General features: G+C 35.1%; 13 protein-coding genes. 4 read left to right on the top strand and 9 right to left on the bottom strand.

The genetic code is table 11. The features are described from left to right. Positions 1–13: 13 nt before the first annotated feature. The 3 genes from NG806_RS04920 to NG806_RS04910 all read right to left on the bottom strand — a co-directional run bounded on the left by NG806_RS04920 (position 14) and on the right by NG806_RS04910 (position 3023). The gene (locus tag NG806_RS04920; protein ID WP_261512155.1) at positions 14–907 is read right to left on the bottom strand and encodes an MBL fold metallo-hydrolase; all 894 of its coding nucleotides are present in this window, start codon (positions 905–907) and stop codon (positions 14–16) included. A gap of 181 nt (positions 908–1088) precedes the next feature. Beyond that, positions 1089–1670: a 5'-methylthioadenosine/S-adenosylhomocysteine nucleosidase family protein gene (locus tag NG806_RS04915; RefSeq protein WP_261512154.1), complete on the bottom strand. Its 582-nt coding sequence runs from the start codon at positions 1668–1670 to the stop codon at positions 1089–1091. Positions 1671–1793: 123 nt separating this feature from the next. Then, complete coding sequence (locus NG806_RS04910) at positions 1794–3023, bottom strand: MFS transporter (RefSeq protein ID WP_261512153.1); 1230 nt, start codon at positions 3021–3023, stop codon at positions 1794–1796. A gap of 197 nt (positions 3024–3220) precedes the next feature. Here NG806_RS04910 and NG806_RS04905 point away from each other — a divergent pair, with 197 nt between their 5' ends. From NG806_RS04905 to NG806_RS04890, 4 genes are all read left to right on the top strand, one after another. Next, positions 3221–3811, top strand: coding sequence for a TetR/AcrR family transcriptional regulator (locus NG806_RS04905; RefSeq protein ID WP_214825044.1), 591 nt, complete (start codon positions 3221–3223; stop codon positions 3809–3811). 70 nt (positions 3812–3881) lie between these two features. Continuing rightward, the gene (locus NG806_RS04900; protein WP_214825047.1) at positions 3882–4340 is read left to right on the top strand and encodes a hypothetical protein; all 459 of its coding nucleotides are present in this window, start codon (positions 3882–3884) and stop codon (positions 4338–4340) included. Between the two features lie 2 nt (positions 4341–4342). Continuing rightward, positions 4343–4645, top strand: a complete 303-nt coding sequence (locus NG806_RS04895; protein ID WP_214825050.1) for a DUF3817 domain-containing protein — start codon at positions 4343–4345, stop codon at positions 4643–4645. Next, positions 4642–5001 (top strand): rhodanese-like domain-containing protein, encoded by a 360-nt coding sequence (locus tag NG806_RS04890; protein WP_214825053.1) that lies wholly within the window; start codon positions 4642–4644, stop codon positions 4999–5001. The genes NG806_RS04895 and NG806_RS04890 overlap by 4 nt, the downstream gene beginning before the upstream one ends. A gap of 61 nt (positions 5002–5062) precedes the next feature. On the opposite strand, the gene NG806_RS04885 is transcribed toward NG806_RS04890, so the two are convergent. The 6 genes from NG806_RS04885 to NG806_RS04860 all read right to left on the bottom strand — a co-directional run bounded on the left by NG806_RS04885 (position 5063) and on the right by NG806_RS04860 (position 12351). Beyond that, positions 5063–5707: an NADPH-dependent F420 reductase gene (locus NG806_RS04885; protein WP_214825056.1), complete on the bottom strand. Its 645-nt coding sequence runs from the start codon at positions 5705–5707 to the stop codon at positions 5063–5065. 91 nt (positions 5708–5798) lie between these two features. Continuing rightward, on the bottom strand, positions 5799–6407 hold the full coding sequence (locus NG806_RS04880) for a Crp/Fnr family transcriptional regulator (protein ID WP_214825059.1): 609 nt from the start codon (positions 6405–6407) through the stop codon (positions 5799–5801). 150 nt (positions 6408–6557) lie between these two features. Then, positions 6558–7514 (bottom strand): nitrilase family protein, encoded by a 957-nt coding sequence (locus tag NG806_RS04875; protein ID WP_214825062.1) that lies wholly within the window; start codon positions 7512–7514, stop codon positions 6558–6560. Between the two features lie 212 nt (positions 7515–7726). Beyond that, complete coding sequence (locus NG806_RS04870; RefSeq protein WP_214825065.1) at positions 7727–8521, bottom strand: helix-turn-helix domain-containing protein; 795 nt, start codon at positions 8519–8521, stop codon at positions 7727–7729. Positions 8522–8600: 79 nt separating this feature from the next. Beyond that, entirely contained in the window at positions 8601–9428 is an 828-nt protein-coding gene (locus tag NG806_RS04865) for a tyrosine-protein phosphatase (protein ID WP_214825068.1), read from the bottom strand. 10 nt (positions 9429–9438) lie between these two features. Then, positions 9439–12351 carry a TonB-dependent receptor gene (locus NG806_RS04860; protein ID WP_214825071.1) on the bottom strand — a complete coding sequence of 971 codons (2913 nt, stop codon included), beginning with the start codon at positions 12349–12351 and terminating at the stop codon, positions 9439–9441. Between the last annotated feature and the right edge of the window lie 118 nt (positions 12352–12469).

Genomic DNA, 12469 nt, shown 5'->3' with positions numbered 1-12469 from the left:
ATTACCATAATCTTTAATCGATCTTTATTATATAAGGATCGGATTGTGCTTTAGGAATCCACAGCCAGCCATCTTCTGTTTTGCCGATATATCCGATTCCCGGCCATGGAAGATGGCAGGTTGTTACCAGTCTTTTATCATTATAGCAGTTGTCAAAAATCTTTTTTCTTGTTGCAACACCTTCTTCAAAATTGATATCCCACTGCGTACCCCAGTCGGGATGATTGATCAATAAAGGGGAATGAACAATATCTACGAGATGGGTAATCGATTGATTTTCTGAAAATACATGAAAGATAATATGCCCCGGTGTATGTCCTGGTGCAAATTCTGTTTTTAAACATGAAAAAAGGATATCGCCGGGGTCAAAGATTTCTAGATCATTTTTAATGGCCCTAAGTATTTCTGTCTGTAGTTTTCCTGTTGGGTAAGAAGACATTTTACTCTTGGAAAAGTCTTTTTCATCATTATTCCAGAAGCTATATTCCGGAGCAGAAATATAATATTTTGCATTGGGATATATTCTTCTACCTTCTTTTGAAAGAATTCCGCCAATATGATCCCGGTGAGCATGGGTGATTAGGATATCTGTAATCTCTTCAGGTGAAATTCCTATTTCTAAAATACTGTTCTGAAGCCATCCCGCATTAACAGGATCATGATAACCTTCTCCTGTATCAACAAGAATGTACTGATTTCCCTTTTTGATCAGAAGTGTCGTGATAGGCATTTCATAATCAGATTCGGATAAGTGGAGAGTTTTCAATGCATTCTGTACCTTTTCTTTTTCTATTTCAGGAGCTAGAATTGGCTGTGGATCTCCGATTCCAAAATATCCATCTGATAAAACATAAATCTCAATCTCTCCCATTGGAATTCTGACCGATGCACTTCTTTTTGATCTCATTTACTTTGCTGAATTTGATTACTATCTTATCAATATTAAATAGCAGATTTAAATAAAGACCACCAGATCGGATATGATCTGGTGGTAAATGTTTATTTATACTGTAAAATTAAATAATTTTCAGCTATTAAAGTCTATCAAAGTTTCAAAATTAAAGGGTTAATTCTTGAAATATATTTAATTATTTAAATAAGAGTTTCTTAAATGCTTCAGCAGCAAGATGTACCTGTACAGCCCAATCATCCGCAGCGTCACTTCCTGCATCATCGGAAATGTACTTCAGGCATAAAAACGGAATTTCTTCTTTCATAGCAATAAGAGCTAAAGGATAAGCTTCCATATCCACGATGTTATAATCAATTTCTACATGATCCATTTCAAAACTGTCTCCACTTCCACATGTTCCTTCTTTTACGTTATCCATTTTCAATCCATATTCCAACACTGGTGGAATTCCTGATAATGGAGTTTCGTATTTTTTAAAACCAAGTCCTCTTACATCCATATCACGTTGAATAAATTTCGTACAACAAACGACATTTCCCTTACTAAAAGTCTTACTTCCCGCAGAACCCAGATTAACGATTAGCTTGGGTTTCCTTAAATAGATTTCTTTTGTAAGTGTCGAAGCTGCATTTACCTTTCCTATTCCTGTGATCAGTTTGTGAGTGTCATCAAAAAGATCAGCTGCTTCAGATTCCAGAGCAAAAACAAAAAGGATATCAGAAATGGAATATGTATGTTCAGTATTGATTGTTATCATGAGTGAATAATTTAGAAATAACGGTTGCAAATATATTATAATAACAGGATGTATTCATCAAAAAGGGCATAAAAAAAGCTGAACAAATCGTTGAACAGCCTTAATTGTAAAATATGGTAATAACTATCTCAAAAGCTTCTTACCAAGCTTGATACTATACAATGTAATAAATACTGTAATCACAAGGAATAAGGCTCCTATCCAGGGTGTACTACCTATTCCTAAAGATGATGTTACGATAAGTCCTCCGGAATAAGAACCAATAGCAATTCCTATATTAAAAGCGGCAATATTAATTCCTGATGCAACATCTTCTGTTCCCGGTAATTCCTTTTCTGCTATCTGAACGACCAAAAGTTGTAATCCCGGAACAGTAGCAAAGGATAATGCTCCAAGGAAAAATAATGTTATAATACTTAGTATTGGGCTGTGTACTGTAAAGTAAAATAAGAAAAGTACGATACCTTGAGCAATAAACATCCATAATAAAGCTTTCAAAGGATTTTTATTGGCTAATCTTCCCCCGATAAGATTTCCTAGCGCGATAGCAATACCGTAGATCAGCAGGATAAGTGTAACTAAAGATTCTTTCAATCCTGTAATTTCCTGTAGGATTGGAGACAAATAGGTGAAGACTACGAACGTTCCTCCATATCCCATTGCGGTCATTAGAAAAGCAAAAATCAAACGTTTATTCGTCAATACTTTTAGCTGTTGTTGGAGAGATGCTGTCTTTCCGTTTTGTAAATGACCAGGAACAAGGATCATACTGGCTATTAAACCAATAATTCCCAGAATAGCCACTCCAATAAAGGTTGCTCTCCATCCAAAATGCTGCCCTATAAATGTTCCCAGCGGAACCCCGGTTACAATAGCCAACGTTAATCCCGCGAACATAATGGAAATTGCCGTCGCTCTTTTTTCTTCAGGAACCAAAGATGCAGCAATGGTAGATCCAATGGAAAAGTAAACGCCATGTGCAAAACCTGTTAAGATTCTGGCTAAAATTAAAGTGACAAATCCTGGTGCTATAGAAGCTAATCCGTTTCCGATTACAAACAATAGCATGATTGAAACTAAAAGTGTTTTGCGAGGTACCTTTCCTGTTAATGCTGTTAATACAGGTGCTCCGATAGCAACTCCTATTGCATACAAGCTTACCAGTAATCCTGCTGATGGTATGGATATTCCAAGATCTCCGGCTACGGTAGGTAAAAGCCCTACAATAACAAATTCTGTAGTTCCAATACCGAATGCGCTGATCGTTAATGCCCATAATGCAGTAGGAAGTCCTTTTCTTATCTTTTTGTTTCCTGTTTTATCAGAAACTGAAATTTCATTTTGATAGTTCATTGTATTATGTTTTTCACTGTTATTTTAACAGGACAAATTTCCGACGAATTAATGTATTATAAAAATAACTTAAATAGTAGTTTATTATCAGAAAAATAATAGATAAAAAATAAGCCTACTACTGCTTTATCTGTGAATTGAATTTGAAATGATTAAAAAAAATTGTTTATTTGTAGAAAATACCAACCAGTATCTAAATGAAAAAATCTGAAGCTACCCGACTGAATATTCTGCAAAAGGCGTTTGAGCTCATTTATTCTCATGGATATCAGACGACAAGTGTAGATGAAATCATTGCCACTACTCAGGTAACAAAAGGTGCTTTTTATTATCATTTTAAAACAAAAGATGAAATGGGGCTCGCTATCATTAATGAGTTAATGAGATCTTCATTTAAGAAAACTTTTATAGATCCATTTCAAAATACCGATAATCCGTTGGATACTATTTATCAGTTAATGAATTTTATGCTGATGGAAAATGAATTTTTGAAGGTCCAATATGGTTGTCCTACAGCTAATCTCACTCAGGAAATGGCTCCATGGAATATTGAGTTTACAAAAGCATTGAATGATCTTTCAAAGCAATGGGAAGAAGCTATGATTAAATCCATTGATCATGCAAAAGAAACCGGAAAGGTGAACAAAAATGTGGATTCTAAAGGAATTGCTGTTTTCGTAATGTCAGGGTATTGGGGAGTCAGAAATTTAGGAAAACTGGAGAATAACAAATCAGTCTATGTAACTTATTTAAAGCAACTTAAGGCTTATTTTAGCACAATGCAATAATTTTTTTCAACAAAAACATACTAATTAGTATGTTTTTGTTATATCTTTGTCTGCGTATTAAAAATGATCTATGTACCAAACGCTTACTTTCCTCCACTCCATCTTCCGATGGTTGGTTTTACTAAGTCTTATTTACACCATATTCAGAGCTTATAAAGGATACTCTTCGGACAAAGAGTTTTCTAAAAGTGATGATTCATTAAGACATTGGACAGCTACTATTGCGCATATTCAGCTCGTTTTAGGAATTACACTCTACTCCCAAAGTCCAATTGTTTCCTATTTCTGGAAAAACTTTGCGACAGCAAAAGAAAGTTTTGATCTGTTATTTTTTGGACTGATCCACATTTTCCTGATGCTCATTTCCATTGTACTTATAACAGTAGGATCATCTTTAGCAAAACGTAAACAAACAGATAAGGACAAGTTTAAAACGATGCTTATATGGTTTGGTATCGGGTTGCTTATCATTTTTATCGCCATTCCCTGGCCCTTCTCACCTCTTGCAAACAGACCTTATTTCAGATAATTATGACAGATTTATTTAAAACTAAAATCGGACGTCTCCGAATTCTCGCTATCCTGGAAGGAATTTCATTATTAACGTTAGTGTTCATCGCTGTCCCATTGAAACATTGGATGGGAAATCCCACTTTTGTAAGGATAATGGGACCTATCCATGGGACATTGTTTCTTTTATTTCTTTTCAATACCCTAAGTGTCGGTGTTGAACAGCATTGGAAGTTTAAAGAAACCACATGGAAAGTTTTACTTGCATGTTTTATTCCCTTTGGAACCTTTTATATCGACAAGAAAATATTAAGTAAGTTATGAAAAGCTTATTGATTTTCTGGGGAATTCTCCTTGTTATCTATGTAAGCTATCGCGTTTACCGATACCAAACATTGGATAACGGATTACCCCAACTAGTAAAAAAAGGGGCAATTATTCTTGATGTAAGAACGGAAAAAGAATATGAAACAGGACATATTGAAGGTTCTGTTAATATTTCTCTGGGAACGATCAGGGAAAGATATATTGAATTAGATAGGGAAAAAGCATATATCACAGTCTGTTCACATGGTCTTAGAAGTGTAAAAGCTGAAAGCATTTTAAAAGAAAAAGGTTTTACAAAAATATATAATGGAGGTGCATGGAGTGATCTGGAGAAAAGCTTAAAGAAAGAATAAAAAAAATCGAAAGAGCCTAAAAACTCTTTCGATTTCTATCAGAATAACTGAACTCTGTATTTTATACTTTTTGTTTTGCTTCAGATAGATTTACCGGTTTTCCCAGTGCTCCGAATTCATGAAGATCACCAAAAACTTCAATTCTAATCGATTGATCAATTCCTCCAATTCTAACAGCGTCAAAACCATTGTCATGAATTAGTTTTTCAACCTGATCATCAATGCTTGTATCGTCGGTTGCATAAAATAAGACTGATCTATCGGGAGTTTGATAAGCCGCATCAGATAAAGTTCCCGCTCCTAAAGTTCCTAATGCTTTAACTAGTTTTGCGCCTTTGGGTAAGAAGCTCTTATTAATTTCTCCTGCTGATTCTTTTTCTCCAATGATTTTTTTGAATCCACCGTTTTCAGCCGGAGCAATAGGATTTGAAGGATCTACAATAATTTTACCTTCTAAATCTGCAGCATATTCTTTCATAAATCCAGCGATTGTTCCAAAAGGAATGGCCAAAACTATAATATCGGCAGTTTTTACGGCTGTTGGAATATCACTTGATTCAGTGTTCCATTTTTCAGAAAGTTCTTTTGCCTTTTCTACATTTCTGTCCGCAGCAATAAATTTATTATTAGACTTTGCCATATTTCCGGCTACAGCCTGTCCGATATTTCCTAAGCCAATTACAGCTACTTTTGATGATGTTGTCATAATGATTTCTTTTTAAAATTTATACTACAAATATCCGCTGAAAGAAGATCTTTTTCCAATAAACTAAATTAAGAAATACTATTGATCTGGTTTAAGATTTCGGTTTAACAAGTCTGTTTCTTAATCTGCTTAGGAATTCCGGAGTAATTCCTAAAAAGGAAGCAATCTGTGTCTGTGGCAAACGATTAGACAGCTGAGAATAGGTTTGCATAAAAGAAAGATACCGCTCTTCGGCTGTAGAACTTATATTTTGCAGCAATCTGTTTTGTAAAGTAACAAAACTGTTTTCAAGCAAAACTCTGAATATCCGGTCGAATTTTGGTGCCGTTTTGTATAGTGTAATTAAATTTTCATGACTGATCTGCAAAACCATAGTATCTTCTAAAGCATCAATATTAAGTTCTGAAGGTTGCTTTTTGTGAAAGCTTCGGATGTCATTTATCCACCAATTTTCGGGAGCAAACTGGATAATATGGGTATTTCCTTTTTCGTCTATTTTATAAATACGTAAGCACCCACGGACTACAAAATTAAACTGATTGCAAACATCTCCTTCCTGAAGAACATATTGCTTTTTTCGGTATAATCTGGGTTTGAAAAGTTCTGTAACAAGCTCGCGCTCCTCCACATTCAATGGAATATGTCGATTAAAATAATCGATTAAGGGTTCTACTGAAGCTTGTACAAGATTTTCTTTCATAAATATGGATTTTATAATAACAAATTTACTATTCCTTCCTTAATTATAATTGTTTTTATCCTGTTACCTTTTAATAAAAGCTTAATTAAACAAAACAAAGGAGTACATTGGAAGTGCTCCTTTGTTAATTAACCAAACCTTTATTTTTAATTATTCATTTTCTGATGTAAGCCAAACCACTTTTTGTTCCGATTGATGCTCCTGACCAATAATATCTCTGTATAATTCGGGTCTTCTTGCTTTGATATAACGGTAACCTCCAGCTTGAGTCAATTTTTCGGGATTGATAATAGTTGTTACAAAAGAGTCTTCAAACGAATGACATTCTGCAAGAATATCTCCAAAAGGATCGATGATCATTGAACAGCCATTCTTTAACTGATTATCATCCATTCCGATGGGATTGGAGAAAACAATATAGGCCCCGTTATCATAAGCTCTTGATGGCAGCCATTTCATCAGCCAGTCTCTTCCTTTCATTCCATCAAACTCAAGGCGTAAAGAGGTAGGGTCAGTTTCCCGGTTCTCCCAAAGTGTTGGATCTACAAATCCTGCTCCAGGTCTTGAAGAAGGCGTACACATGGTGACATGGGGCATGAAAATAACATCTGCTCCCAAAAGTTTAGTAGCTCTCACATTTTCAATAATATTATTGTCATAACAGATCAGAATTCCAAACTTCCATCCATAGATCTCAAAAACACAGTATTCCTGTCCTGCTGTAAGGTGTGGGTTTATAAAAGGATGTAGCTTCCTATATTTAGCCACCAAACCATTTTTATCTACACATATGTATGCTTTAAACAGGTTGTCGTGCTCATCTTTTTCAAAAAGACCTGCTAAAATGGTAATATTATTTTGAGTAGCAATCTCCTGTAACTTTTGGACGCTTTTACCGTCAGGAATCAACTCAGCAATGTCAAGCATTTCCTCTCTATTAAGCCTTCTGGCAAAGGTGTAGCCTGTGATGGAACATTCATGGAAAGCAATAATATGCGATCCTTTAGCAGCTGCTTCTCCGCTTAACTTTTCTATTATTGAAAGATTATATTCTTTATCTCCGCTTTTGTTTTCGAATTGTGCGGTTGCGATTTTAAGATTGATCATATTTTTTTGAGCAAAATTATATGACAAGAAGATCTAAAAATTGTAAAAAACCGACATTTGCTTATTAAGCTCTATTTTGAGTGATTCTTTTTTTCTCTTGCGGATTTTGCAGATTAAGCAGATTTCTATTAAATAAAACTTTAGAACGATACGAAATAAAAATCATTCTCAAACATCCGAATAATCTGTGAGATCTGTGGGAAATAAAAATCTTAATGAAGCTCTATAAAGTTTACGGCTAATTTATTCTTAGTTTTAAGATACTGAGAAGGAGTTAATCCTATGGTATTTTTAAATTCTTTGATCAAATGGGATTGATCTGAATAGCCCGCTTCATAAGAAAGATTGGTCATACTTGCTTTGTCTATGTCATTTTTCATAAGACTTAAAAAGTGATGAAGCCTGATGATCGTGTTGTACTTTTTGGGTGATATTCCAATATGTTCTTCAAACTTTCTTTCAATATGCCTTTCTGAATATCCGGTGAAATATTCCAGATCTTTTAAGGAGATTGTTCCTTTATTTTGAAGGAGGTACTGTTGAGCTTTTATAAGCCATGAATCCGAAGTGTCTTTTTTAGAAATAAGTTTTAGGAAAAAGTCATTTAATGCATTAATTACAGATTGAGGATCTGCCTTATTATACAGACTTTCCTGAAACGGAATCAACTGATCTTTCAGGATATCTGAGGCTGAAATTATTTCATTTTTAATTTCTTTAGCGGCAACATTAAAAAGTAAATTAAAGAAATAAGGTTGAAAAACGACTGCCAATAATGAAAACTTCCCTTTTGTTGTAAGATCTTTATACTGTGTTGGCTGCCCGTAAAAAAAAGATGATGGTAAATTGGTTTCCGCGTTATCTTGCATATTGATATCAGCAGAAATGATAAGTCCTGTGTTTCCGTCGGCAAACAACCGTAAATTTTTACTGTCCTCTTCAGGATTTTCTAAAAAGATATAATGTTTGATATAAGATGCTAATTGCTTAGGTGGCGAAATTTGCATTCTTCAAAATTAATCAAAAATAAACAAACAGGCGGCCTCATATCTGAGACCACCTATTTAAATCTAACTGAATATTTATTTAATGGGTATATTTTTGCTTTAAAATAGCGATTTCATTGGGGCCTATTCCCATTTCTACCTGGAAAAAGTTTTCTACACTTCCGTATTTTTTGCTGATAACAGCAAAGAAGTTCCTGATCAGTTCCGGTCTTAATTCCATCTGTTTTTTGATCTCATCATCACTCATTCCGGACATTTTAGAAAGCCCGGAGTACATTTGCTTCATCGTTGGATTTTTTGAAAGATAAAAATTAGATGCGACATAATCACTCTCTATTACTTCCTGGGGAACTCCTAATATTTTAAGAAATAATGCGGAGGCCATTCCTGTTCTGTCTCTTCCACCGGTACAATGATACAAAAGAGATTCGTTAGGCTGTAAGGTCAGTAGCTTTACAAATAGTGGTCTGTATCTTTCTCCAAAATAGGGTAATCCTCCTTCACCATACATGTCAAACAGAAAGTTTTTATCCTTCAGGAATTTTACCATATCCTGAGCTGTCGGTAGATTATTACTTCCTGCCGGACAAAGAAGATAACTTGTATTTTGCGGAAGCCTGTCCGGAGCTTTTTTAGCTTCTTCAATCCCTCTGAAATCTACTACAGTTACAATTTTTTTGTCTTTGAAGGTTTTAAGATCTTTATCCGATAATTTATCGATGGCATCACTTCGGTATACTTTTCCCAGTGCGACTTCTTTACCATCTGTTGTTTTATAGCCTCCCGTATCTCTGAAATTATAAGCGCCTTCCATTTTCACGACACGACGAAGGCTGTCACTGATCTGTGCATTTACTGTCGTACCCAAAACAACCATCATGGTCATTGTTATTCCTAATTTTTTCATGTATATTATTTTAAAATATTTGCCAACGAACTCCCATTTGTCCTCTGCTTCCATACCATTCATTTGAGGTTACCCTTTTCTTATTATCACCCATATATAACCTTAAGCTTTCATTGCTTAAGTTGTTGAGTTCGATGAAGATTTTTACTTTTTTACTGATATCATAACTTGCAGAAAAATCGACAGTAAAGTTTTTATCTGACCAGATGTAATAATCAGGACCTAATTTTTGATTGATCGTTTCCACTGATTTCCCTCTATAATTTCCAGCCAGACGGATCATTAATTTTTTACTTTCGTAATATAAGATAGCATTAAAGAGGTTTTTAGACTGATTGGGAAGTGTTGTTTTATCGAAGTACTGAATACCGTCTACAGTTCGGGGAACTTCAACGGTTGAGTTTATAAATGTATAATTAAATTCGACTCCAAAGCCATTCCAGAATCCTGGTAAAAAGTCGAGACGCTTATTGATTCCTGCTTCAAAACCAAATAGATTAGAATCCTGAAGGTTTTTAGATTGAGTGACCATATAATCTGTTCCACCGATATTCAGCATAGAGGTGTTTGAAAATACAATATTTGAAATTTTCTTATAAAATAAGCCCCCTGAAAGAATCCCGATATTATTGAAATAATATTCTGCCATCATGTCAAAATTATGACTGAAAGTAGGCTTCAAATCGGGATTTCCTCTGGTAATGGTAAATGGATTTGATGTATTATCAATACTGGATCCAGGTGACATATCTCCAAAATTTGGTCTGATGAATGATTTGGTATAAGCAAATCTTAAACTTACTTTAGGTGAGAAATTATATCGTAAATGAATCATAGGCAGAAATGCATTGTAATTGCTTTCTACCACAGATGGACTGATAACTGTTGTGGCAGGAGTTCCTTCTTTTGTTGCTTTAGCCCCATTCAAAGTCAACCTTGTTGTTTCATTTCTGAATCCACCAACGATTTTAAATTTTTCACTGGCTTTAATTTCAGCCATTGCGTATGTTGCGAAGACAGACTCTTCTCCTGTATAAACACTGGTAGCATTAGATTCCAAACTTGAAAAGTCTCTGAAGCCAAATTGTTGAAGAAATTCAGGGGAGAACATCTGGAAAAGCTGATCTTTTGTTGGTGGATTCATAATGTATGAATTATAATTTCCATTCATTCCATTTAAGAAGCCGGTTCCTTTTGGAGGATCTGTAGTTGTCAGTTGAGAAAGGCTTAGTAATGCCGGAGAATTTGGAATTCCTAAAGATGCACCAGGAAGAAAAACAGCATTGTATCCGAAAGTGCTTGTACGTTCTTTGTCCCGGTATTTTGCTCCTACTTTTAAAGTTATATTGGAATTGATATCATATTTCAAATTCACCCTTGCAATCTTATCTCTTTCATTGTTGTCCAATTTAGAAATGACCACTTGTGATAACAGTAATTTATTAGGACTCATTACTTCATTAGGATCTTTCACATCTGATCCATAATCCATATACTCACCCCCTATCCCATTAGGAGAATCGAATCCCCAATACCGCTTTCCATCACTGGAAAGATTATTGAATCCACTATTTATTTTTTGTCTGAAGGTGGAGATCGGAAGCCCTTTAATTTCATTGGTAGGTGGTGTATCCAGGAAATATTTAGCCTGATAATCACTTAACATCCAATCCAAACTTAATTTAGAAGAAAGACTATGCTCGCCCCCTAACTCCATTCCATACAATTCAGTCTGATAATGAGAATATCTGAAATTATATTGATAACGACTGTTTGTATAATCTACATAAGATTCATAAACAGGACGGATATCGTCGAATTTATTAAACATTCCCCGGAAATAAACCTTATTATTGACATTGAATTTATATTCCAATCCACCATTCAATCCTATGGTTCTTCTGGTTCCCATATATCTTTTCATCATGATGGTACTGATCGACTTTTTCTGAAGATCAGTTGCTGCTCCGGTGTTATAAGTAACATCAAACGAATCTGCTCCCCATTGTCTATCCCAGATTGCTCCCGACAGGAGTACCCCTAATTTATTCTTGAAAAAACGGTCGCCGTACACTATCGATCCATTATAAGTTCCATCTTGAGAGAACGTATTATATCCTCCTGCACCACTTACACTCAATGTTTTCTTTGCTGGAGCTGTTCTAGTAATGAAATTGATGCTACCACCGATTGCATCACCATCCATGTCTGGAGTTATAGCTTTGGAAACCTGTACAAACTGGATCAATTCGGAAGGAATGACATCAAGAACAAAAGAGCGGTTTCCCAGAACATTAGCACTAGGTAAACGATTTCCATTGAATAATGCCGATGTCCAGGAAAAAGGAGTTCCTCTTACAGTAGCCTGATCTGCTTCACCATGATATCTGGCAACAGCAACTCCCTGAACCCTTTGTACAGCTTCTGCAGCATTTCGATCCGGAAGCTTTCCAATAGCATCAGCTGCAATAACCTCCATAATAGCGTTGTTGTTCTTTTTTATTTCGTAAGCTTTAGCTTGGGTTAAGGCATTAGATCTGGTAAATACCACTTCCTGTATACTTCCTGTCCTGTCTTTTGTTGATTTTTCTTCTGGAGATATAGTGATGTATCCGATATCATTAGTTCCTTCTTTAATGGTAACAGGAAAAATTTTTGTTTCGTAGCCAATGTATTCTACTTTAAGGTTCATCTCGCCTAATTTTGGGGATAGGACATTGAAATCCCCATCTAAAGAAGAAACGGTTTTGGCATCAGCATCTACAATCGAAATATTAGCTCCGGGAAGAGCACCATTTGTTTTGCCTACAACAGTACCTTTTATGGTTTGTGCATGGATGGTTCCAAAAGAAGCAATTAAGAAAAAAGCGGATATCTGAATGATCCCTGACCTTCGTTTTGAAAAATCAATAAAATAGTTCATAGATTTTTTTTGATGACAAAATTGGACAGATTCTTACTTTATATCGTCCTTGAAAAAAAATCATATTCAGAAACGTGTCACTCGTTGGTTCAGCACCTTTAACGTATTGAATATTAAG

It is taken from the genome of Chryseobacterium paludis (genome assembly GCF_025403485.1).
GTDB lineage: Bacteria > Bacteroidota > Bacteroidia > Flavobacteriales > Weeksellaceae > Chryseobacterium > Chryseobacterium paludis.
The sequence above is the reverse complement of the archived record's forward strand: the minus strand, read 5'-3'. Positions and strand labels throughout refer to the sequence as shown.